Source organism: Arthrobacter sp. TJ-236 (genome assembly GCF_058269235.1).
In genome coordinates, this window is record NZ_JBZCNI010000001.1 from 1,646,297 (window position 1) to 1,668,389 (window position 22,093).

20 protein-coding genes, 1 pseudogene and 1 riboswitch are annotated in these 22,093 nt (G+C 70.3%); of the genes and pseudogenes, 4 read left to right on the plus strand and 17 right to left on the minus strand.

Features of this window, described 5'->3' with window-relative positions; all coding sequences use genetic code 11:
* Positions 1-37: 37 nt before the first annotated feature.
* Together AC4D16_RS07790 and AC4D16_RS07795 are read left to right on the plus strand one after the other, a co-directional pair.
* Positions 38-418 carry a hypothetical protein gene (locus AC4D16_RS07790; protein WP_490954516.1) on the plus strand — a complete coding sequence of 127 codons (381 nt, stop codon included), beginning with the start codon at positions 38-40 and terminating at the stop codon, positions 416-418.
* 27 nt (positions 419-445) lie between these two features.
* A complete protein-coding gene (locus tag AC4D16_RS07795) occupies positions 446-1,432 on the plus strand; it encodes a hypothetical protein (protein ID WP_490954517.1) in 987 nt (328 codons plus the stop codon).
* Between the two features lie 40 nt (positions 1,433-1,472).
* On the opposite strand, the gene AC4D16_RS07800 is transcribed toward AC4D16_RS07795, so the two are convergent.
* From AC4D16_RS07800 to AC4D16_RS07845, 10 genes and pseudogenes are all read right to left on the minus strand, one after another.
* Complete coding sequence (locus tag AC4D16_RS07800) at positions 1,473-2,693, minus strand: SDR family oxidoreductase (RefSeq protein ID WP_490954518.1); 1,221 nt, start codon at positions 2,691-2,693, stop codon at positions 1,473-1,475.
* A gap of 231 nt (positions 2,694-2,924) precedes the next feature.
* Complete coding sequence (locus AC4D16_RS07805) at positions 2,925-4,913, minus strand: NHL domain-containing thioredoxin family protein (RefSeq protein ID WP_490954519.1); 1,989 nt, start codon at positions 4,911-4,913, stop codon at positions 2,925-2,927.
* Positions 4,910-7,084, minus strand: coding sequence for a bifunctional copper resistance protein CopD/cytochrome c oxidase assembly protein (locus AC4D16_RS07810; protein ID WP_490954520.1), 2,175 nt, complete (start codon positions 7,082-7,084; stop codon positions 4,910-4,912). Before AC4D16_RS07810 ends, AC4D16_RS07805 begins: the two co-directional genes overlap by 4 nt.
* Positions 7,085-7,227: 143 nt before the next feature.
* Positions 7,228-7,506, minus strand: coding sequence for an HU family DNA-binding protein (locus AC4D16_RS07815; protein WP_104181350.1), 279 nt, complete (start codon positions 7,504-7,506; stop codon positions 7,228-7,230).
* Between the two features lie 246 nt (positions 7,507-7,752).
* A complete protein-coding gene (gene rpsN / locus AC4D16_RS07820) occupies positions 7,753-8,058 on the minus strand; it encodes a 30S ribosomal protein S14 (RefSeq protein ID WP_158502799.1) in 306 nt (101 codons plus the stop codon).
* A 2-nt stretch (positions 8,059-8,060) separates the two neighbouring features.
* A complete protein-coding gene (rpmG, locus tag AC4D16_RS07825) occupies positions 8,061-8,228 on the minus strand; it encodes a 50S ribosomal protein L33 (RefSeq protein WP_019481734.1) in 168 nt (55 codons plus the stop codon).
* Complete coding sequence (rpmB, locus tag AC4D16_RS07830) at positions 8,228-8,464, minus strand: 50S ribosomal protein L28 (RefSeq protein ID WP_043441573.1); 237 nt, start codon at positions 8,462-8,464, stop codon at positions 8,228-8,230. The genes rpmG and rpmB overlap by 1 nt, the downstream gene beginning before the upstream one ends.
* Positions 8,465-8,909: 445 nt before the next feature.
* Entirely contained in the window at positions 8,910-10,058 is a 1,149-nt protein-coding gene (locus AC4D16_RS07835; RefSeq protein ID WP_490954521.1) for a glucose-1-phosphate adenylyltransferase family protein, read from the minus strand.
* A gap of 104 nt (positions 10,059-10,162) precedes the next feature.
* Positions 10,163-10,633 (minus strand): annotated as a pseudogene (locus AC4D16_RS07840) (MarR family winged helix-turn-helix transcriptional regulator); the annotation flags it as partial.
* A gap of 112 nt (positions 10,634-10,745) precedes the next feature.
* Entirely contained in the window at positions 10,746-11,525 is a 780-nt protein-coding gene (locus AC4D16_RS07845; protein ID WP_490948757.1) for an SGNH/GDSL hydrolase family protein, read from the minus strand.
* A 141-nt stretch (positions 11,526-11,666) separates the two neighbouring features.
* Here AC4D16_RS07845 and AC4D16_RS07850 point away from each other — a divergent pair, with 141 nt between their 5' ends.
* Complete coding sequence (locus tag AC4D16_RS07850; RefSeq protein WP_490947942.1) at positions 11,667-12,674, plus strand: diacylglycerol/lipid kinase family protein; 1,008 nt, start codon at positions 11,667-11,669, stop codon at positions 12,672-12,674.
* A gap of 50 nt (positions 12,675-12,724) precedes the next feature.
* Positions 12,725-13,972 carry an MFS transporter gene (locus AC4D16_RS07855; protein WP_490954522.1) on the plus strand — a complete coding sequence of 416 codons (1,248 nt, stop codon included), beginning with the start codon at positions 12,725-12,727 and terminating at the stop codon, positions 13,970-13,972.
* Here AC4D16_RS07855 and AC4D16_RS07860 read toward each other — a convergent pair.
* The 7 genes from AC4D16_RS07860 to AC4D16_RS07890 all read right to left on the minus strand — a co-directional run bounded on the left by AC4D16_RS07860 (position 13,969) and on the right by AC4D16_RS07890 (position 22,088).
* Positions 13,969-15,261 (minus strand): M23 family metallopeptidase, encoded by a 1,293-nt coding sequence (locus AC4D16_RS07860; RefSeq protein WP_490954523.1) that lies wholly within the window; start codon positions 15,259-15,261, stop codon positions 13,969-13,971. The genes AC4D16_RS07855 and AC4D16_RS07860 overlap by 4 nt on opposite strands.
* A gap of 3 nt (positions 15,262-15,264) precedes the next feature.
* Positions 15,265-15,468: riboswitch (cyclic di-AMP (ydaO/yuaA leader) on the minus strand.
* Between the two features lie 163 nt (positions 15,469-15,631).
* Entirely contained in the window at positions 15,632-16,684 is a 1,053-nt protein-coding gene (locus tag AC4D16_RS07865) for a siderophore-interacting protein (protein ID WP_490954524.1), read from the minus strand.
* On the minus strand, positions 16,681-17,622 hold the full coding sequence (locus tag AC4D16_RS07870) for an ABC transporter ATP-binding protein (RefSeq protein WP_490954525.1): 942 nt from the start codon (positions 17,620-17,622) through the stop codon (positions 16,681-16,683). Before AC4D16_RS07870 ends, AC4D16_RS07865 begins: the two co-directional genes overlap by 4 nt.
* 2 nt (positions 17,623-17,624) lie before the next feature.
* A complete protein-coding gene (locus AC4D16_RS07875; protein ID WP_490954687.1) occupies positions 17,625-18,590 on the minus strand; it encodes a FecCD family ABC transporter permease in 966 nt (321 codons plus the stop codon).
* Positions 18,591-18,712: 122 nt separating this feature from the next.
* Positions 18,713-19,771, minus strand: a complete 1,059-nt coding sequence (locus AC4D16_RS07880; RefSeq protein ID WP_490954526.1) for a FecCD family ABC transporter permease — start codon at positions 19,769-19,771, stop codon at positions 18,713-18,715.
* 134 nt (positions 19,772-19,905) lie between these two features.
* Positions 19,906-20,916 (minus strand): glutathione S-transferase family protein, encoded by a 1,011-nt coding sequence (locus AC4D16_RS07885; protein WP_490954527.1) that lies wholly within the window; start codon positions 20,914-20,916, stop codon positions 19,906-19,908.
* Between the two features lie 80 nt (positions 20,917-20,996).
* Complete coding sequence (locus tag AC4D16_RS07890) at positions 20,997-22,088, minus strand: YihY/virulence factor BrkB family protein (protein ID WP_490954528.1); 1,092 nt, start codon at positions 22,086-22,088, stop codon at positions 20,997-20,999.
* Between the last annotated feature and the right edge of the window lie 5 nt (positions 22,089-22,093).

Sequence of the window (22,093 nt, forward strand, 5' to 3'; positions counted from 1 at the left end):
GGCACGCATCGCGTCCGGCCGGAGGTGCCTGCCGGTGGTGGTGATCGAGATCCTCAGCTCCACCCTCACGGCACTCGGCGTGGGGCTCCTCCTCGCCGCCCTGGTGATCCGGCTCGTCTACGGCTCGTGGACGAAGACCCAGGCCATCAGCTTCGAGCACGAGGGGCACCCGTACTTGCGCTGGCACGACAACCGATACCGCATCGTCGAAGCCCTGTGGTCCAGCGGGAGCCGGCGCCGGAAGGGCAGCGTGCAGCCGGCGCCGCTGCCACCCGGTGAGGACGTCGTGATCCACTACCACGCGCGTCACCCGACCCAGTGGTCGCTCGAGGAGCCGTACCGCGGCACGCGCACCCTCGCCGTCGTCGGCCTCGTGTGTGCGATGGCCGGTGCCCTCCTGGGGTTCCTGCCCGGTTGAACTGCGCCGGCGGGTACCGTGGACGCTGTGCACACCACCCCGGTCGTCAAGGTCCTCGCAGCCTGGCTGCTCGGGCTCATGCTCGTGGGGGCCGCGTTCATCGGCACCGTCGCCGTCCTCAACGGGCGCGCCTACAGCCCCGAGCACCAGGTGAACCTCTACCTCGACGCCCTGCGCAGCGGCGATGGTGGCGCAGCGCTCGGGCTGCTCAACGCGACCGTGCCGGACGGTGCGGACGCCACGCTGCTGGACGGCGACGCCCTGCAGCGCTCCACCGCCGCCCTGCAGGACGTCCGGGTGGGTGACGCGCAGGCCGACGGCGCGGACCGCGTCGACGTCCCGGTCACGTACACGCTCGACGGCGCGGCCGGCACCACCGTCTTCACGCTGCAGCGCGAAGGCCGCACGTGGGGGTTCTTCGACGACTGGCGGTTCGAGCAGGGCGTCCTGCCCGCCGTCGAGCTCTCGGTCGTCAACGCGTCCACCGCGGACGTCAACGGGGCGGAGATCGGACTGCCGGATGGCAGGGCGCGGCTCGCGGCGTTCTACCCGGCAGTCGTCGCGGCCACGTACGAGGGCCGGTACTTCGCCGCCGCCGAGCGGCGTGTCGCCCTGACCGACGCCCAGGCTCCGCCACCGCCCCTCGGTCTCGCCACCGAGGCGACCCCCGACCTGACCCGGGCCGTCGACGAGCAGCTGCGCGCCTTCCTCGACGGGTGCGCCGACCAGACCGTCTTCCAGCCCGCCGGCTGCCCCTTCGCGTACCCCACCAACGAGCGGCTGGCGGGCGAGATCGAGTGGTCCATCGACGAGTACCCGGCGGTCGTCATCACCCCGAACGACGGTGGGTGGCAGGTGTCACCGCTGCGCGGCTCCGCGCGGATCGACACACGTCTCATCGACTTCTTCTCGGGCGCCGTCCGGGACGTCTCGCAGCCGGTGCCGTTCACGTTCGACGCCGACCTCACCGTCTCCGAGGAAGCCATCGTCATCACGCCCCGCGTGAGTTACTGACGCCGCCGTTCCTCGGCGCTCACGCTCAGGGATCCGGCGGTTACGGGATCAAACGCTCTGCGCGGTAGCGGTCGAACAGCGATGTGAAGGCGTCCGGAGTACGACGGTAGCCCATGAAGCCCGCCACGCGGCTCTTGCCCATGTCGGTCACCACCTCGATGTCCCGGCCGAGGTCTCCGTCGGTGTGCCACCACGAGGCCACCTTCTCCAACCGCGGTTCGGCGAGGCCGTGGCGTTCGGCGAGCTCGGCCCACTCGGACTCACGCCCGGCCATGGTCTGTTCAAGCGGTCGAGGAGCTCCGTCGAAGCCTTCCCAGTCCACACCGAAGTATGCGGCGAGCTGCGGCCACATCCAGCGCCACCGGAAGACGTCCCCGTTGACGATGTTGAAAGCTTCGTTCGCGGCGCCCGGCGTGGTCGCCGCCCAGAGCATGTGCTCGGCGAGGAGACCGGCGTCGGTCATGTCGGTGAGGCCGTTCCACTGCGTCTCGGACCCGGGGAACACGAAGGGCTGGCCGGCCTCCCTGCAGAGCGTCGCCTGCGCCGCGAGCGTCAGTCCCATGTTCATCGCGTTACCCACCGCGTGGCCGATGACCGTATGGGCCCGGTGCACCGACCAGGTGAAGCCCTGCGCGGCTGCAGCGGCGAACAGCTCGTCCTCCTGCGCGTAGTAGAAGTTCCGCACGGGCAGGCGCGGCTCCTCCTCGTGGAACGGGGTGTCGGCCATCTCGCCGGCGGCGTAGGCCTCGAACGGGCCGAGATAGTGCTTCAGCCCGGTCATGAGGGCCACGTGGGCGACGTCCTTTCCGCGGAGGGCCGCCAGGAGATCACGCACCATCCCGGCGTTGACCTCGATGTTCTCCTCCTCGGTGTCCCGCCGCGACCACGCCGTGAAGAACACCTGCGACGGGTTCTCGGGGGCGAGTACCTCGGCCAGCTGGTCGGCGGAGGTGAGGTCGGCGGAGAGCCAGCGCACGCCGTCGCGCCTCGCACCGGGCGTGCGCGACAGCGCCAGGACGTCCCGGCCCTCCCGGGTGAGCAGGTCGACGAGGGCCGACCCGGCGATACCCGTGGCGCCGACCACCAGCGCCGGCCCAGGCGCGGCATCGCTCCGTGTCGCCGCCACGCTCGTCGACGTCGTGTGCGCCGAGCGTGTGTCGGTCGGTGTCAGTTCCGCCGAGCGCGTACCTGCCTGCGTCGCGTCAGCCGAGCGAACGTCCGTCGGGATCCCGTGGTCATTGATCTGCTCGTGCGTCGTCATACTCGCGACAAGCCGGGCACGTCGGACGTTATTCCGCCGACCAGACTGTCCTGGGCACCTGCCTCCGTCGTCGGATGACGGACGGACGTCCTGACCGGCATCGAGGAGCGCAAACCCGGGCCATTGTGTCCGCTCCCGGGGTACATGTCCCACGGGTCTGACCACCCGCCGCGGCGGACCCCAGAAAAGGTGCCGTCGCCGCGGCGGACGCCTGCCGGGCGGTACCTGGGGCTAGTCGAGGCCGCGGAGGTCCAGGGTCAGCTCGGTCTCGCCGTCGGCCGTGACCTTCACCGGGATGCCCCAGTCCTGCTGGTACAGGTGGCACGCCGCGTGGTCGGGGATCTCCCCGCCGGGCTCGCCGTCGCAGGAGGCCGCCCGCGCGGTGATGTGCAGCACGCCCTCGCCGGCGTCAGGCGAGAGGACAAGCTCGCGCGCGAGCCCCGTGGATGTCCCGCCGCCCGAGACGAGCAGTGACTCCGGGGAGGCGCTGATCGTGAGTTGCGTGGGGTCGCCCCAGCGGTCGTCGAGCTTCTGGCCCTTGGGAGCGGCGAACCGCACGGTCAGGGCCACCGGACCCGCGGACATGGGCGACGTCGGGCGCTGCGTCTGGGAAGCACCCTCGTCCACGGCGAGAGCCTCCTTGGGCAGCGGCACGCGGACCAACTGGTGCTTGTTCGCCTCGACGACGATCAGCAGCGGGTCCCCTCCCTCGGCGACAGGCGTGAGGTCCACGAGCACGTCGGATGGCTCGGACAGGCCGCGCACGAGGGTGGACACCTCCCGCGTGGCCGGGTCGTAGCGGCGCACGGCGCCGTTGTAGGTGTCGGCGATGGCCACGGAGCCGTCGGGCAGGGCCGTGACGCCGAGCGGGTGCTGCAGGCGCGCCTGGTCGGAGTCGCCGTCGCGGAAGCCGAAATCGAACAGCCCGGTGCCGATGGCGGTCTGCACCTGCACCCGGCGGCGTCCGTTGACCTCGAGGAAGGACATCTGGCGCACGGCGGACGTCTCGGAGTCCGCGATCCAGAGGGTGCCGTTCGCGTCCTCCGCGAGCCCGGAGGACTGCGCGAACCAGGCAGCGGAGGCGTCGCCGTCGAGCAGACCCTCCAGCCCGGTTCCGGCAAGGACCTCGACGGCGTGCGTGCGGGGGTCGTAGCCGAAGATCTGGTGCGTCCCGGCCATCGCGACGACCACGCGCTCGAGCGTCGTCGACCACAGCACGTCCCACGGGGAGGACAGGGAGATGTTCAGGGCGTCCGTCCCGAGCTGCGCCTCGGTCAGGCGCGGCGTCTCGCTCTCCGCTCCGACCACGTGCGCGTTCTCCTGCAGCCCGGCCTTCGTGTGGTTCCCGGCGTCGAGCAGGCGCTGCGTGCCGTTGCCCGCGAGGGTGCGTACCTCGCCGGTGGCGAGCGTGACCCCGCGCAGCCGGTGGTTCACGGAATCGGCGACGACGACGTCGTACCCCACCTCCGCGGCGACGTCGGCCGGCAGCAGGGCGACGCCCTGCGGCTCGTTGAAGCGGGCCTCCCCGGCGGTGCCGTCCTGGAAGCCCTTGGTGCCCGAGCCGATGGTGCGGCGCACGGTCACGAGGTCCGCCTCGAGCTCGACGAGGCGGTGGTGACCGGTGTCGCCGACGAGGAAGGTACCGGTGCCGGGCAGCGCCACGGCCTTGCCCGGGAACCGGAGGTCGCCGGCAGTGCTCTCCGCAGGGACGTACGGTCCGTCGCCGCGGTGCAGGGTGCCCTTGGTCTCGTGCTCGGCGACGAGCTCCTCGACGAGCGAGGTGAGCCCGGCGGCATGGCCCTCACCGGAGAGGTGCGCCACGATGTAGCCCTCGGGATCGATGACCACGAGTGTGGGCCAGGCGCGTGCCGTGTAGGCCTGCCAGGTTCCGAGTTCGGGGTCGTCGAGCACGGGGTGGTGGATGTCGTAGCGCTCGACGGCGGCCGCGAGGGCCACGGGGTCCGCCTCGTGCTCGAACTTCGGGGAGTGCACGCCGACCGTCACGAGGACGTCGGAGTACTGCTCCTCGAGGGGGCGCAGCTCGTCGAGGACGTGCAGGCAGTTGATGCAGCAGAACGTCCAGAAGTCGAGGATCACGATCTTGCCGCGGAGGTCCTCGAGCTGCAGCTGCTGACCGCCGGTGTTGAGCCAGTTCCGCCCGGTCAGCGCCGAACCGCGTACCCGGTAGTTCGCACGGGTACGCGGGGACTCGACGGTCATCGGCCCGTTCCTGCGGAGTCGGCTGCGGACGCCGAGGTCCCCGAGCTGTCCGGGTAGGAGCCCTCGGCGGGGCGGAGGGGCGGGGTGGTGCTGCGGGAGCCGGCGTCACGCGCGGCAAGATCGGCGAACATGCCGTTGTAAGCCGCGAGGTCGGCGTCGTTATTCCTGTCCGCCGCGCGGTCCTTCCGCTTGGTCTCCCGTGCATCCGACCGCGACCACATGATGGCCACGCCGATCGCGAGGAGCAGTGTGGGTAGCTCGCCGACGCCCCAGGTCACGGCGCCTCCCACCTGCTGGTCGGCCAGCGCCGAGGCGCCCCACTCGCGGCCCATGTTGCCGAACCAGGACGCCTCGAGGAGCGAGGTGGATCCCATGAGGGTCACGCCGAAGAATGCGTGGAAGGCCATGGTGGCGAAGAGCAGCAGGATCCGCATGGGGTACGGCGCCCTGAACGGCACCGGATCGGAGCCGATCATGGACAGCACGAAGATGTAGCCCGTGATGAGGAAGTGCGTGATCATCAGCTCGTGGCCCACGTGCTCGCGCAGGGCGAAGCCGAAGAGCGGCGAGTAGTAGAAGACCACGATGGACGCCACGAAGTTACCGGCCGCGAAGATCGGGTGCGTGATGATCTTCGACGGCCAGGAATGCACGATCACGAGGATCCACTCGCGGAGCCCGCGCGTGCCGTCGCGGCGTGCGGAGAGCGCCTTGAGCGCCAGCGTGACGGGGGCACCGAGCACCAGGAACAGAGGGACCACCATGGTCAGGGCCATGTGGTCGATCATGTGGGCGCTGAACAGCACCATGCCGTAGATGGCGGGAGCGCCCGAGGTGAAGTAGGTGAGCAGCAGCAGCCCGATGATCCAGCTGACGAGCTTGAACGGCGACCAGGAGTCCCCGCGGCGGTGCAGCTTCATCACACCGAGGACGTAGGCGACGCCGAACGTCAGCGCCACCGTGATCCACAGCCAGTCCGGCCGCCACTCGGTGAGCCAGCGCTGCATGGTGGGCTCGGGCGGGAGGTCGTACCCGGTGAGGATACGCGCGGGTCCGGCTTCCGTCGGCAGCTCCTCGGCGCGCGGCGGGGCGGTGCGGCCGAGCGCACCGGCCACACCGGACACGGCGCCCATGATGACCAGTTCGACGGCGATGAGCTGCCACAGCACGCGGCGTGCGGACAGCTTCGACGCGGCCGATCCGGAGGGGGCTGTGAGCTGCGGGATGATCCACTGCCGGTGCATCCAGCCGATACCGCCCAGCAGCAGCGTGGCGATGGTCTTGAACGTGACGAGCAGGCCCCACTGGGAGCTCAGCTGCCCGAGGTCGGTGATGCGCAGGCTGGCGTTCACCACCCCCGAGGCGACGACGAGGACGAACGCGAAACCGGCGAGCGCGGAGAACCGCTTGAGGACCGGCAGCGCCTGGTCCCCGAGCTTCCCGCCCACGACGGCCAGGGAGATGATGCCACCGACCCAGAGGCAGACGCCGACGAGGTGCAGCGCGATGGAGTTCACGGCCGCGTTGTGGTCGTTCCCGCTGGCGGAGTGCCCGATGAGCGCCATGGGCAGCAGGTTCAGCAGCGCGAGCACGAGGGTCAGCGCGAGGCCGACCTGGGACCGCACACCGAACAGGACGGTGGCGAGGACGGCGGAGACGATCGAGGTGACGAGCCAGGCGCGGCCGGTCGAGAAGTCGGTCAGGAACGCGGCGAGTCCCTGCGTGTAGGCGGGGTCCGTGCTGAGCGGCAGTCCGGCGGCGTCCGAGTAGGTGAACAGCATGACGCCGAGGGCGCCGAGCGTCCAGGCCACAGCCGAGACGGCCGCAAGGATGAGGACGCGGGTGAAGGCGGGGTGCTCGGCGGCGTCGGCCTTGGGTGCGCGGCCCTTGCCCGCGACCTGGCGCGGGAGTATGACCACGGCGAAGACGAGCGCTCCGATGGTCGCGGCGGCGGCGGTGTTGTTCAGCACCTTGGCGACGGGCAGGCCCCAGCGTGTCAGCGCTCCGGGATCCCCCAGCTGACGCGCCGCGGAGGCGCCCGAGTACAGCAGGGCGACCACGAGGGCGAGGAGGACGACGGCGCCGGCCAGGATCAGCCACACCGGTCCGACGGCTCGTTCCGGGGAGGCCGCGGAAGTCACCTCGCGGGATTGCTTCGCTGTAGTGGACACGTACACCATTCTCTACCCGAAGTAGAAATAGGGCTAATTCCTTGCGCGGTTTCGCCCTCTGGCGAAGGGCGGCCCCAGGGGGCCGGAACGACGAAGGACCGCTGCCGTCCTGGCAGCGGTCCTTCGGTCACAGCGTGTGGGGCCTACTTCGCGGAGGCCTTGAGCTTGGAGCCCGCGGTCAGCTTGACGCTGTGGCCCGCGGCGATCTGGATGGTCTCGCCGGTCTGGGGGTTGCGGCCCGTGCGGGCGGCGCGGCTGGTGCGCTCGACGGCGAGCCATCCGGGGATGGTGATCTTCTCGTCCTTGGCGATGGACTCTGCGAAGACGTCGAACAGGGCGTCGAGGACGCCGTTGACGGCAGCCTGGCTGGTGTCTGCCTTCGCTGCTACCTCTGCAACAAGCTCACTACGGTTCTTGGCCACTTTCGGTCCTCCTGGACGTTGCTGTTGGGAACGAGCTCTTCACGGTCATGGAAGAACCTCTGTCCGAAAACCTACCAGCTTCGCCGCGTGATTCCGCGTGTTTACAGGCCTTTCCGGCCCGGAGCGGCCCGATGTACGGCCTTTTCGAGCCGTGTGGAAGGACCTCGGCGCACAAACGGAGAAGCCGGCGACCCGAGGGCCACCGGCTTCTCCACCACCGCTTTCGAAGCGGTGGTCACTGCAGTGTTACCAGCTGGACTTGGTCACACCGGGCAGCTCGCCCCGGTGCGCCATGTCGCGGAAGCGGATACGCGAGATACCGAACTTTTGGAGCGTGCCACGGGGGCGCCCGTCGATCTGGTCGCGGTTACGCAGACGGACCGGCGACGCGTTGCGGGGAAGCTTCTGCAGGCCGAGGCGTGCGGCTTCGCGAGCTTCGTCGGTGGCGTTCTCGTCCACGAGGGTCTTCTTCAGCTCGAGGCGCTTTGCGGCGTAGCGCTCCACGATGACCTTGCGCTGCTCGTTGCGAGCAATCTTCGACTTCTTGGCCATGCCTAGCGCTCCTCTCGGAATTCGACGTGCTTGCGGATCTTGGGGTCGTACTTCATGAGGACCATGCGGTCCGGATCGTTACGACGGTTCTTGCGCGTCACGTAGGTGTAGCCCGTGCCGGCAGTGGACTTCAGCTTGATGATCGGACGTACGTCCTTGTCCTTCGCCACTAGAGCTTCACTCCCCTCGCGAGGATCGACGCGACGACCGCATCGATGCCGCGCACGTCGATCGTCTTGATGCCGCGGGCCGAGACCTGCAGCGTGACGTTACGGCGGAGGGAAGGCACGTAGTAGCGCTTCTTCTGAATGTTGGGGTCGAACCGACGCTTGTTGCGGCGGTGCGAGTGCGAAATGCTGTGTCCAAAGCCGGGCTCGGCTCCGGTCACTTGGCAGTGGGCTGCCATAACTCTCCTCCAGATTAGATGAACGTGACGGAATCACTTGTGGAGCGTCCCGCCACCAGTAATGACACCGTTATTACTGCAGCTTTCCGGAGGTTGACCTGGCAGGGTGAGAGCCTGCCGAAGCGCCTCGCCGCGGGGAAGACGGTGAAGACCAGGCACGCGCGGCCTCTCGGCCGGCTGCGCCTGGGATTCCAGGTAGTCGCGGGTAGTCGGGCCGATCCCGTGTCGAGGACGACACAGCACCAGCCACGGCCAAACGCCTTACCATACTACCGACCGGATCCGGCCTCGCCAAACCTGATCCGGCACCACTCCGATCGGCTCGGCCCCGCCCGTGATCACGCCCCTCGGGCGGCTCCCGCACCGCCCCGGGAAAGGGGCCGCCGGGAGGACTCGGCGATGGAACGGAGGCGGAACGGCGAGAGGTTGGACGAGGGGCGTGGGGTCAGTCGGCGGGCGTGCCGTCGCGGTCCACGAGCATCGGATCCTCCGGCCCCGCACCGATCCGTTCGCCGGACACCTCCGCGTCCGAATCCACGATCGCGTGGCGGACCGTGGCCCCCTCGCGCACCGTCACGCGGTTGAGCAGCACCGAGTGCTCGACGACGGCGCCGGCCTCCACCGTGACGCCGGCGCCGATCACGCTCCGCCGGACCGTTCCGCGGATGGTGGCACCCGGGGCGATCAGCGAGGACGCGATGCTGGCGCCCTCGGCGATGAACGCGGGCGCGAGCTGCGGCGGCTCGGTGAGGATGGGCCACTGCGGGTCGCCGAGGTCGAGGCCCTCGCCGTCCAGCAGGTCGAGGTGGGCGCGGAGGTAGTTCACGGGTGTGCCGAGATCACGCCAGTAGGTGGTCAGCCGGTGCTCCGCCACGTTCCCGCGCTCCACGAAGTAGGGCACGAGGTGGTGGCCGTAGTCGCCGAGGTCCTCGTGGTCGTCCTGGAGTGTGTCCAGCGCGTCGAGGAGGGCGTCGGCCGAGTAGAGGAACACCTCGGCCGTGACGAGGGAGGTCCTCGGCTCCTCCGGCTTATAGGCGAAGCCGGTGACCGTGCCGCCGTCGTCCACCTCCACCACGCCGTGGGCTGAGGCGTCGCCCGCGAAGTCGACCGTGACCATGGAGAGTTCGGCGCCCGCCTCGCGGTGCGTCGCGACGACGTCGCGGTAGTCCAGCCGGTACAGGTGGTCGGAGCTCAGCACGAGCACCAGGTCCGGTGCGAAGTCGCGGATGAAGGCCGCCTGGCGCAGCAGGCCGTCCGCGTTGCCCTCGGCGAAGCCCTCCCCCTCGTGTCCGCTGAAGGGCGGGAGCACCAGCAGGCCGCCGCGCGTCCGGTCGAGATCCCAGGGCCGGCCGTTGCGGAGATGGTCGTTGATGGTCTTCGGCTGGTACTGCTCCATCACCCACACGTCCGAGATGCCGCTGTGGTGGAGGTTGGACAGCGCCACGTCGATCAGGCGGAAGCTCCCGCCGAGCGGCATGGCCGGCTTGGCGCGGTGATCGGTCAGGACCCCGAGGCGGCCGCCGGCTCCCCCGGCGAGCACGATCGCCAGGATGCGCGGATGTGCGGGGTGCCGGGAGCCGGCGGAGGGGCTCATGCGGTCCTCATTCCTCGGGCGTCCTGCCGGACGGACGCTGATGTTCCTGCGTCATCGAGCTCGGACCCGGGATCCTCCGCGTCACCGGGCGTGCCCGGCGCACACTCGGCGAGGATCCAGTGCGTACCGTCGAGCCGGCGCAGGATCTTCCGGCCGATCCGCTCCAGATCCGCGACGTCCTCGGCGTCGAGGGGATCGAACACCGACGCGCGGACCTGCTCCACGTGCGAGGCGGCGAGTTCCGCGAGCATCTCGGATCCCGCTGGTGTCAGGGACGCGGTGGTCACGCGACCGTCCGACGCGGACGGCAGCCGGGCCACCCACCCCCGGCCCTCGAGCTTCTTCACCACATGACTGAGTCTCGAGAGCGACGCCGTGGACCGAGCGGCCAGCTCGCTCATCGGCAGCGACGAGCCGTGCGATTCCGAGAGCATGGCGAGCACGTGGTAGTCGAACAGGGTGATCCGCGCCTCGCGGAAGAGCTGCGCGTCGAGGGTCGCGGGCAGGAGCGAGGTCACGGCCTGGAGCGCCAGCCAGGCGCGCCGTTCGTCGGGTGTGAGCCAGGGCGCCGCCATCCGTTCATTCTGGCACAGCGCCCGGACGCGCTCCCGGCCCCGACGGGTCCTTCCGCGCCCTTGCCCCGGCGTCACGGACCGCCCTCGCGCGGCCTCCGTGGAGAGGGTCCCGTCAGTGCTCGACGACGGCCCGGAGCGGGTGGGTCGGCGTCGGGTACCGCGCGGTGAGGGTGTCACCCGAGGAGACCTTCCGCAGGCGCCGCCCCACCCAGGGCGTCAGGTACTCCCGCGCCCACTGGGCGTCAGCGCGTACCTGCTCGAGCCGCGTGAGGGAGGGGCGGGCGTCGAGTCCGGGGACGTCGATCCGGTGCGAGGCCTTCAGCGCCTCCAGCACCCGGACCGCCATGAGCGTGTGCCCGGCCGTGGACATGTGCATCCGGTCCACGTCCCAGTAACCCCAGTCCTGGAACTCCCTCAGGCGCCAGTAGTCCACCAGCGTTGCCCCGTGCCCGTCCGCGATCTCCCGCACCCACTCGTTGTAGATGGCCGTGCGGCCGCGCGTGGTGCCGAACACCGCGGACCCGGACGCGTCGAAGCCCGTGAAGAGGACCACCTCCGCACCGCCCGCGCGCAGCCGGCCGATGCCGGCGTCGTACTCACTCATGAGGCCGTCGATGTCGATACGCGGCCGCAGGATGTCATTCGCGCCCGCGTAGATGGTCACGAGCGAGGGTTGCAGCGCGAGCGCCGCGTCGATCTGCTCGTCGAGGATGCCGCGCATCGTGCGGCCGCGGATGGCCAGGTTGGCGTAGGTCCAGGACGGGTCGGCCAGGATCAGCTGCTCGGCGACGCGGTCGGCCCAGCCACGGACGCCGTTGGGTGACTCCGGATCCCAGTCGCCCACCCCCTCCGTGAAGGAGTCTCCGAGGGCCACGTAGCGCGAGGTGTTCATCACGTCCAAAGATTACCCTCGCCCTCCTCATGGCGCGGGATAAGCTTCGTCGGAGCCGCTCGTGACGGGCCACGGCCTCCGCCGGAGCCCGTCACCGACCGTCGCAGCTCAACTCCAGCCCGTCACCGCCCGAAGGACGCCATGCCCGTCGATGCATCACCCCACGCCGCTCCGGACCCGGACACCGCCGAACCCGCCGGGTCGGGCAGCACGCGCCGCGCCGCGCTGATCATCAACCCGATCAAGGCCACCGGCTCCGACGTGCAGGACGCCGTAACGCGGATCTCCGCGGAGGACGGCTGGGAGGCACCCCTGATCATCGAGACGACGGCGGATGATCCCGGACACGGTCAGGCGCGCGAGGCACTCGAGGCCGGCGTGGATCTGGTCATCGCAGCCGGTGGCGACGGCACCGTCCGGTGCGTGGCCGAGGAACTCGCCGGGACGAACACCATGATGGCGCTCGTGCCGCTGGGCACCGGCAATCTCCTTGCCCGGAACCTCGACATCGCCGTCGATGATCCCGGAGCCGCCGTCGAGGCCGCCTTCCGCGGCACGGAGCGACGGATCGACGTGGTGCACGTGACCGTGGACCGCGCCCAGGACGCGTCGGTGTTCCTCGTGATGGCCGGCGTCGGGTTCGACGCCGCGATCATGTCCGACACCCGGGACGACCTGAAGGACAAGGTGGGCTGGCTCGCCTACGTGGACGCCGGGCTGCGGAACCTCCCCGGGAAGCCCACGCGGAGCAGCATCTCGATCGACGGCGGCAAGCCGTTCGAGCGGCGCCTGCGCAGCGTGATGGGCGGGAACTGCGGCAAGATCATGGGCGGCCTCGAGATCTTCCCGGGCGCGAGGATCGACGACGGACTGATGGACATCATGACCGTGGCCCCGAAGGGCAAGCTGGGCTGGCTCGCGGTGGTCGGCAAGCTGGTGTCCCGCGGGAAGGGCAAGGACCCCTCGCTCGAGTACTTCCAGTGCCGTACCGCGGAGGTGACCCTCCGCGAGCCGCTGGAGGTGCAGCTCGACGGCGACCCGCTGGGCAAGGCGACGCACATGGCGTTCGAGGTCAAGCCAGACGCCCTACGCCTGCGGATGCCCCTCGGGTACAAGGACCCCGCGGTGGTCAGCGACCCGCTACCCTGACGGGTGAGAACCGGGGCCCCGCCCCGGCCCCGATTCCCGTCAGGAGACGAATGCCCTCGCTCGGCGAACTGATCGCTCCGCGTCGGCTCGGTGGCAGCTTCCGGTGGCTGCTCGCCTCCACCTGGACCAGCAACGTCGGTGACGGCATCGCGCTCTCGGCGGCTCCCCTGCTGATCGCCTCGGTGACGTCGTCGCCGTTCCTCGTCGCCGCCGGCGCCATGATGCAGATCCTCCCGTGGCTCCTGTTCGGGCTCGTGGCGGGATCCGTCGCGGATCACCATGACCGCCGTCGTCTCGTCATGCTCGCCAACGGGGTGCGGGCCGTGATCGTCACGGGCCTCGTGGCGGTGCTCGTGACCGGCCAGGTGAGTATCTGGGTGGTGCTGGTCTCGGCGTTCCTCTACGGCACCGCGGAGGTGTTCGCGGACACGGCAGGCAGCACGCTGCTTCCCATGACGGTCCCGTCGGCAGACCTCGGACCCGGCAATGCCCGCATGCAGGCCGGGTATCTGGTGGCCAACCAGCTCGTCGGGCCACCGCTCGGCGCCTTCCTCTTCGCGATCGGCTCGTTCTGGCCGTTCACGGTGCAGGTCCTCTGCGTGAGCCTCGCGGTCGTCCTCGTGGCCCGGATGGCGCGGACACCCCGTCCGCAGCAGGAACCTTCGGCCCTCGTCGAGGGCGCCCGCCCCCGTCCCATCCGCGAGGGCCTCGCCTGGCTCCGCGGCAACGCGCCCGTGCGGACCCTGATCCTCATCATCCTGATCTTCAATGTCACGTGGGCTGCTCCGTGGAGCGTCCTCGTGCTCTATGCCACCGACTACCTGGGCCTCACCGCCGTCGGCTACGGCCTGCTCGCCACCTCGGCCGCCCTCGGCGGGCTCGTGGGCGTCAGCTCCTTCGGCTGGCTCGAGCGCCGGGTGCGCCTGGCCACGCTCATGCGCGTGTGCCTCAGCCTCGAGGTGGTGATGCACCTGGCCTTCGCCCTCACGACGTCGGCCGCCGTCGCGTACGTGATCATGTTCGGCTTCGGCGTCTACGCCTTCATCTGGACCACCATCTCGACGACCGTGCGGCAGCGTCTTGTCCCGATGCCGCTCCAGGGGCGGATCGGCTCGGTGAACCTGGTCGGCGTGTTCGGCGGGCTCGTGATCGGGCAGCTGCTCGGCGGGCTCATCGCCCAGGTGTGGGGGCTCACCGGGCCGTGGTGGTTCGCCTTCGCCGGCTCGGCGATCACGCTGGCCCTGATGTGGCGCGCCATCTCGAACATCTCGGCCGCCGCTCCCGCGCTCGAGGGCTAGAGCCAGGGCTGCGGGTCCACCTTCTCGTCGCCGACCATGACCTCGAAGTGCAGGTGGCACCCGGTGGAGTTGCCCGTGCTGCCGACCGCACCGAGCGCACCACCGCGGCTCACGGCCGCTCCCTGCGCGACGTCGATGACGCTGAGGTGGTTGTAAGTGGTCTGCATGCCGTCACCGTGGTCCACGACGATCCGCTGCCCGCCGCCGTAGGCGTGCCATCCCGCCTCGACCACCGTGCCGTCGTCGGCCGCGGTGACGGGGGTGCCGCACGCGCTGGCGTAGTCGAGCCCGGTGTGGAGTTCCGTGCCGTAACCGCCCATGGGATTGACCCGGTGCCCGAAGGTGGAGGCGACGGTCCCCTCGGCGACGGGCACGGCGAAGGCCTCCCGCTCCTGGACCACGGGCGAGACCGACGCCGAGAGGGCACGCGCACTCGCGATGCTCGGGGCGATGCCGTCGGTCGCCGGGCCCGCACTCTCCAGGCGGAAGGCCACCTCCGCCCCGGAGGGCGCGGTCACTGCCGGGGCGGCCGCACCGGCGGTGACGACGGCGTCCGGCTGCGCGGCGGTCGGTGCTGCCGCGGTGGTTGACGGCGCGACCGTACCCATGAGCAGCCCGGCCGAGGCGAGCACCATGCCGGCCGTCGCGGACTGGTCGCGGAGACGTGCCAGACCGGAGCGGTTCCGAGTCCCGTTCCGGCGTGCCCGCGCGCCGTGCGGACGGCTGTGGGAGCGGCGCTCCCGGCGGCTCGGCGTCGGTTCGTCCGGCATCTCCGCGCCGGCAGGGGACGTTGTGAACAGGGCGTGGGGTTGCTCGGCGTGAACGGCCTCGAGCGGAACAGCTGGGGCAGGGTGGGTGGTCGCGGCGTCGGATCGGCCCCGCAGTTCCCGACGCGTGGGGAATTGCTGTGCGGGAACCTCCACCGCGGGAGCGCCTGCGGTGGCAGTGTCCGGCTCGGGGGTACCGACGACGGCGGCGCGGCGACCTGACGCCGGACGAACGGCACGGGCGGCACCGGCGGCGGGTGCGGCGAGCGGGAGAGGCGCGACGGGCGCCACCGGGGCCACCGGGGTTGCGGACACATCCGCTGGCGCGACGCCGATCGGGTGGAGCGCATCGTCGATCGAGCGTCGCTCCGGGACCTCTCCACGCGCCTCGCCGATCGCAGTGGCCCTCAGGGAGCGGCGGCTGGGCAGCGTGTGGCAGTCGGACCCGAGCAGGACGGGGTGCTGCTGGTGCACGCGAGCGACGGGCGCACGACGGCGCCCGGACGTAACCGTCTGGGTCAACTGCTTACCTCTCTGGGGACGCCGGCGGAGTCAGCTGTCGGGTTCGAGCAAGAGTCGACTCGGCCCCCTGCCAGGCTCCGGTGCGGACCTGCCGGATACGGCAGCGCACCACGAGCACTGTGGGAGGGCTTCACCCCGAGGCGGCCTGCGCCGCCGTGATCGTGGGTCCTCCGCCCCTGTCACGAGTTGGTCAGGCGGTCCGCTGACAGGGTTGGGCGTACGGACCTGGATCACGTCTTCGGGCTTTGCTGCTCACACTGTAGGGGAGGAAACCCGTAGTTACAATTCCGTTATACACGCTGTGAACAATCAGTGGGATACTGCGGAATCCTGCGGAAAGCCGTTGGAAAAATTGAGGTGCGCACCACCCTCAGGTCAGTTCCGCCCGGCCCTTCCGCCAATACCCCATGAAGGCCACCTGCTTGCGGTCCACGCCGACATCGCGCACCAGGTAGCGGCGGAGACCGCGCACCACAGCCGCTTCTCCCGCGATCCACGCGTAGAACGGCTGGGTGCCCGGCGGGCGGTCGGGGTTGATGGTCGACTGGACGATCGCCGTCTCGAGCAGCTGCGGGGTCTCCCACAGGATGGTGCGGTCCACGTCCACGTCCTCCGGCTCGCTGCCGCCCCGTGCATCCCCGGATCCGGCGAGGGAGACCCAGCCCGGCACCCGGACGGCGTCGCGTACGGCGGCCTCGAGCGGTTCACCGTGCGGCTTGCCGTCGCGCGGGAGCCAGGTGACGGTCACGGACGACGGCGTGTGCAGCTCCTGCACGTCCGCAGCGGTGGGCACCTCCAGGAACGCGTGCCCGCCGACGTCCGCGGGCAGCGACTCGAGGATCGCACCGATCGCGGGCACCGCGGTCTCGTCGCCGGCGAGGAGCACGTGCTGGGCGAGGCCGGGGCTCCACTCGATGCCCCCGTAGGCGCCGGCCGTCAGGCACTGCGCTGCTGCGGCGTTGGGCCCGATCACGCACACGCGGTCACCAGGGCGGCTCGCCGCGGCCCACTCGGCAGCGGGGCCGCCGCGGCCCTCGGCGTCGAGGTGCATCACGAAGTCGACGTCGATCTCCGGGACCGCGCCGTCGCAGCGCGAGGCCCGCACCGTGTAGGTGCGCATGGATCCGCGCTCCTCGGCCTCCATGGCGAGCCAGGACTGGTACCAGCTCGCGCTGTCACCGCTCGCCATCACGCCCGCGATGTCCGGGCACGGGCGTCCGGCCGAGGGGATGATGATCTTGATCCGGAGGTCGAGGCTGTCCCCGGCCACTCCGAAACCCTTCAGGCACGCCCCGCCGAAGGTGATCCGGCGGAAGTTCGGGCTGAGGTCGCGCACGCGGGTGACGGCGACGTCGAACGCCAGCACCATCGGTTCGGTGTCCGCGGCAGTACGCCGTGCGGTTCGCTCGGTCACGTCGGTCATGATGCTGCCTCCACAGGGGTGGGAACGGAGTCGTGCGGGTTGGGTCGGTAGCCGGCCTGCGGTGGCGCAGGTGCTCCGTGGCTCTCGTGTTTCTCGTTGCTCTCGTGGTCCCGGGCACCGTGGTGGCGCCCGACCGGGACCACCATGGGCGTCGCGGACACGGGGTCCTGGATGATGCGGCAGTCGAGGGTGAAGACCCCGGACACGATCTCCTCGGTGACCACGGCGGCCGGCGGACCCTCCGCGACGATCCTGCCGTCGCGCATGGCGATGAGGTGGTCCGCGTACCGCGCGGCGAGGTTGAGATCGTGCAGCACCATGACCACGGTGGTGCCGGCGCGGCGGTTGAGATCGGTGATGAGGTCGAGCACCTCGATCTGATGGGTGACGTCCAGGAAGGTGGTCGGCTCGTCCAGCAGCAGGATGCCGGTCTGCTGGGCGAGGGCCATGGCGATCCAGACCCGCTGGCGCTGCCCTCCGCTGAGCTCGTCCACGCTGCGGTCGGCGAGCTCCAGGGTGTCGGTGGCCTCCAGTGCGTCGGCCACGGCGGCGTCGTCCTTCGGCGTCCACTGCCGGAACCAGCCCTGGTGCGGGTACCTGCCGCGCCCCACGAGATCGGCCACGCTGATGCCGTCCGGCGCCACGGGCGTCTGCGGCAGGAGGCCGAGCACCCGCGCCACGGACTTCGTGGACTGCTGGTGGATGTCCGTGCCGTTGAGGATCACCGTGCCCTGCGCGGGCTTCAGGAGCCGTGCGAGTCCGCGCAGGAGGGTGGACTTCCCGCAGGCGTTCGCCCCGACGATCACCGTCATCTTCCCCGCGGGCAGGGTCACGGTGAGTCCGTCGACAACGGTCCGTTCGTCGTACGCGAGGGTGATCGCCTCGGCGGCGAGGGTGTCAGCCGTCGCGCCGTCCGCACGCTGCTCGGTGGTGGTCACGGTCAGCCTCCCTGTCCGGAGCGGTTGGCGGTGGCGAGCAGCCACAGCAGGAACGGGGCGCCGAGGGCGCCGGTGACGATCCCGACGGGAAGGGCCGTGCCCGGAACGAGGTTGGCGGCCACGAAATCGGCCGCGAGGACGATCACGCACCCCACGAGCGCTGCCATGGTGAGGGACGGCCGGTTGCCGAGCAGACGCCGGGCGATGGGACCCGACAGGAAGGCGACGGACGCCACGGGGCCGGCCGCGGCGGTCGCCACGGCGGCAAGGGCCACGGCCGTGACCATCAGCCCGAGCCGCGCGGCCTCGACGCGCAGGCCGAGCCCGGAGGCGGTGTCGTCACCGAGCTCCAGCCCCCGCAGGCTGCGGGAGAGCACCGCGATGGCCGGGAGCAGCACCAGGAGGAAGAGCACCAGGACCGTGACGCGGTCCCAGGAGCTCGAGTTGAGCGAACCGCTGAGCCATAGGACGGCCTCGGAGGCGGTGCGGAGGTCGGTGCGCGTGATGAGGAAACTCACCAGCGCGTGCATCACCGCCGCGGAGCCGATCCCCACGAGGATCAGGCGGTAGCCGGCCACTCCTCCGCGCCGCGAGATCAGGTAGATGGCACCTGCGACCACCAGCGCGCCGACCAGGGCGGAGACCGACACCGCTGCTCCGGCCGCCCCGAAGAGCACGATCGCCGTCACGGCCGAGGCGCTGGCCCCGTAGCTGATGCCGATGATGTCCGGGCTCGCCAGCGGGTTGCGGAGCATGGTCTGGAAGACGGCGCCGGCGATCCCGAACGCCGCACCGATCAGCACGCCGATCACGGCGCGCGGCAGCTTGTTCTCGAGCACGATGAACGAGGCACCGGGGATGTCCGCACCGCCGAGGATGCGGAAGAAGTCCGGGATGGTGACGGTGTAGGACCCGAGCAGCACGGCGACGGCGAACAGCACCACGATGAGCGCCGCGGCGGCGCCCATGCGCGTGGCGGTGGACCGACGACGGCGCGAGCGGATGGCGGACAGCCGCGCGGCAGGGAGCGCCGGCGCCTCAGGGGCGCCATCGGGAGCCGGCGCGGCGGGGACGCGGTGGAGGGCGGTGCTCACAGCTGGGCCATCCGGCGCCGGCGCACGAGCCAGACGAAGAAGGGAGCGCCGATGACGGCGGTCATGATGCCCACCTGCACTTCGCCCGGTGGCAGGATCACACGCCCCACGATGTCCGCGCCGAGGAGCAGCACGGGCCCGAGGAGTGCGGAGAACGGCAGGATCCACCGGTAGTCCGGCCCGACCACGAGCCTCACCATGTGCGGTATCACGAGCCCCACGAACGCGATGGGCCCCGCCGCCGCCGTGGCGGCACCGCACAGGATCACGACGCCGAGGCCCGTGATCCCGCGAGCGACGTTCACGTTCTGCCCGAGCCCCCGCGCGATGTCGTCGCCGAGAGCGAGGCTGTTGAGCACCCTGCCGGTACCCAGGGTCAGGACCAGCCCGGCCAGGAGGAAGGGCGCGACGGCGCCGATGACGTCCCAGCCGCGGCCCGCGAGCGTGCCGACCTGCCAGAACCGGAACGCGTCGAGCGTCTCCTGGCTCGAGACGAGCACGGCGTTGGTCAGGCTGGCGAGACCGGCCGCGAGGGCCGCGCCCGCGAGGGCGAGCTTGACCGGCGTCGCGCCTTCGCGGCCCAGGCTCGCCACGGCATAGACGAGGACGGCGGCGGCACCGGCACCCGCGAAGGCGAACCAGAGGTAGCCGGAGGCGCCGTTCACGCCGAACAGGTAGATGCCCACCACCACCGCGAGAGCGGCGCCCGCGTTGATGCCGAGGATCCCGGAATCGGCGAGGGGGTTCCGCGCGATGCCCTGCAGTGCGGCGCCCGCGGCGGCCAGTGCAGCCCCGACCAGCAGCCCCACCACGGTGCGCGGGATGCGGGAGAGCACCACCGCGTGGTCACCGTTCGCGGGGTCGAACGCCGTGAGGGCGCTGATCATGGTGCCCGGGGCGACGCTCCTCGCCCCGATGGTGAGCGAGGCGACGCAGAGCGCCGCAAGGACGAGAGCGGCGAGGGTCAGGCGGAGGAGCATGGCGGGCGTCGTCGACCGGCGACGCCCGGGGTCGATCGTCTCCGGCAACGGCACGGAGGAGGCCTGGACTGCCATGGAGCCTCCCTCAGACGGACGATCTTCTCTGAAGTAAGGCTAGCCTAGGCTTCCCCGCATTAGGAAACGCTCCCGTTGCCTAATTGGCCACTCCCCCGGCCGACGGCGAGACCCACCGTGACCCCGCGGCCGGCCTACGCTGCTGCGGGCGGCGTGCCGTCGCCGAACGGGCGGCCACCCAGGGACTCGCGTCCGTGGGCGGAGGTCCACCCGGAGAGGTCAGGACCCTTGGGGACGATCCCGGTGGGATTGATGTCCTCGTGGACGATGTAGTAGTGCTGCTTGATCTGCTCGAAGTCCACCGTGTCGCCGAAGCCGGGCGTCTGGAAGAGGTCGCGAGCGTAGCCCCACAGGGCAGGCATCTCGCTGAGCTTGTTCCTGTTGCACTTGAAGTGCCCGTGGTACACGGGATCGAAGCGGACCAGCGTCGTGAAGAGCCGGACGTCGGCCTCGGTGATGGTGTCCCCGACCAGGAAGCGCTGACCGGTCAGGCGCTCCTCGAGCCAGTCGAGTGCCGTGAAGAGGCGGTCGTAGGCGGCCTCGTACGCCTCCTGCGAGCCGGCGAAGCCGCAGCGGTACACCCCGTTGTTGACCTCCGTGAAAACGCGCTTGTTGACGGTGTCGATCTCCTCGCGGAGGTGCTCGGGGTAGAGGTCCGGAGCGCCGTCGCGGTGGTACTCGCTCCACTCGCTCGAGAAGTCGAGCGTGATCTGGGGGAAGTTGTTGGTGACCACGGCGCCCGTGGTGGTGTCGACGATCGCCGGCACGGTGATGCCGCGTGAGTAGTTCGGGTCGCGCTTGAAGAACGCCTCCTGCAACCGCTCGATCCCGAGCACGGGGTCACGGCCGTCGGGGTCGAGGTCGAAGGTCCAGGACCGGCTGTCATGCGTGGGGCCGGGCGTGCCGAGGGAGATGGCGTCCTCGAGGCCGAGGAGCCTCCGGACGATGATGGTGCGGTTGGCCCACGGGCAGGCACGGGCCGCGACGAGCCGATAGCGCCCGGGCTCCACCGGGTACCCGTCCGCGCCGTCGCGCGTGATGCGCGTCTCGATGTACTGGGTGTCCCGCGTGAACTCCTTGCCACCGGTCACATAGGAACCCTTGGTGCTGTGGTCTGACTGCTCTGACTGCTGCGTATCGGTCATGTCCGTCAGTCTAGGGTCGCGGACGGACAGGAGGCCCGGTCGCAGTGCGACCGGGCCTCCTGGACGGAAAGGGGGATGTCCTAGCTGCGGCTGGATTCGCGACCGTACTTCTCGCGCAGTTCCCGGCCTTCGCGGATCAGCTTGATCTTCTTCTCCTGCTTCTTGTCCGCGGCCTTGGTGTCGCGCGGCGGGAGCTGGATGGTCTCCTCCGCCTCGATTCCACCCTGCAGCTGGCGGCCACGCTCCATCTCGGCGTCGAACTCGACGCCGAACAGCAGCGAGAGGTTCGCGAGCCAGAGCCACAGCAGGAACACGATGACACCCGCGATGGCTCCGTAGGTGGCGTTGTAGCTGCCGAAGTTGGAGACGTAGAACGAGAACCCGGCCGTGGTGATCGCCAAAACGATCAGCGCGATGAGGCCACCGAGGCTCATCCAGCGGAACTTGGGCTGCTTGATGTTAGGCGATCCGTAGTAGAGGACGGCGATCATGAGGACCGCGAAGAACACGATGACGGGCCACTTGGCGATGTTCCAGATGGTCAGCGCGGTGCCACCGAGCCCGATGGTGTTGCCGACCGCCTCGGCCACGGGGCCGGACAGCACGAGCATGAGGCCCATGAGGACGATCAGCAGGAGCACCACGATGGTGATGAGCAGCACCTGCGGGCGCAGCTTGAGGAGACCGCGGCCCTCCTCCACCTCGTACACACGGTTCATGGCGCGGGAGAAAGCGAGCACATAGCCGGAGGCGGAGAAGATGGCACCCAGCAGACCGATGACGAAGCCGAGACCAGCAGCTTCATTCGAAGCGAGGGCAAGGATCTGCGGCCGGATGGTGTTGACCGTGTCTTGCGAGGTGAACCCGCGGACGATCTCGAGCAGGGCATTGGTCGTGTTCTCGGCCTGCCCGAAGAGCCCGAGGAGCGAGAGCAGCGCGATGATGCCGGGGAAGATCGCGAGGACCGCGTAATAGGTCAGCGATGCGGCGAGGTCGGTGCACTGGTCCTTCCCGAACTCGCTGACCGTCCGCTTGAACACGTACTTCCACGCCGGCTTCTTGACGTCCTTCGGATCGTCGGGCTTCCGGGAATCGTTCGGGTCAGGAGCGTTCTGCGCCTTCTTGGAGGTTTCGCTCGGTGCGCCCTCGCGGACCTTGCTGTTACTGCTCACGGTGA

Excerpts from the sequence above, each read along its gene's own strand:
- AC4D16_RS07800 (WP_490954518.1), bottom strand. The coding sequence starts at position 2,693 with ATGACGACGCACGAGCAGATCAATGACCACGGGATCCCGACGGACGTT.
- AC4D16_RS07805 (WP_490954519.1), bottom strand. The coding sequence starts at position 4,913 with ATGACCGTCGAGTCCCCGCGTACCCGTGCGAACTACCGGGTACGCGGT.
- rpsN (WP_158502799.1), bottom strand. The coding sequence starts at position 8,058 with ATGGCCAAGAAGTCGAAGATTGCTCGCAACGAGCAGCGCAAGGTCATC.
- rpmB (WP_043441573.1), bottom strand. The coding sequence starts at position 8,464 with ATGGCAGCCCACTGCCAAGTGACCGGAGCCGAGCCCGGCTTTGGACAC.
- AC4D16_RS07835 (WP_490954521.1), bottom strand. The coding sequence starts at position 10,058 with ATGAGCCCCTCCGCCGGCTCCCGGCACCCCGCACATCCGCGCATCCTG.
- AC4D16_RS07845 (WP_490948757.1), bottom strand. The coding sequence starts at position 11,525 with ATGAACACCTCGCGCTACGTGGCCCTCGGAGACTCCTTCACGGAGGGG.
- AC4D16_RS07850 (WP_490947942.1), top strand. The coding sequence starts at position 11,667 with ATGCCCGTCGATGCATCACCCCACGCCGCTCCGGACCCGGACACCGCC.
- AC4D16_RS07855 (WP_490954522.1), top strand. The coding sequence starts at position 12,725 with ATGCCCTCGCTCGGCGAACTGATCGCTCCGCGTCGGCTCGGTGGCAGC.
- AC4D16_RS07865 (WP_490954524.1), bottom strand. The coding sequence starts at position 16,684 with ATGACCGACGTGACCGAGCGAACCGCACGGCGTACTGCCGCGGACACC.
- AC4D16_RS07875 (WP_490954687.1), bottom strand. The coding sequence starts at position 18,590 with ATGGGCGCCGCCGCGGCGCTCATCGTGGTGCTGTTCGCCGTCGCCGTG.
- AC4D16_RS07880 (WP_490954526.1), bottom strand. The coding sequence starts at position 19,771 with ATGGCAGTCCAGGCCTCCTCCGTGCCGTTGCCGGAGACGATCGACCCC.
- AC4D16_RS07885 (WP_490954527.1), bottom strand. The coding sequence starts at position 20,916 with ATGACCGATACGCAGCAGTCAGAGCAGTCAGACCACAGCACCAAGGGT.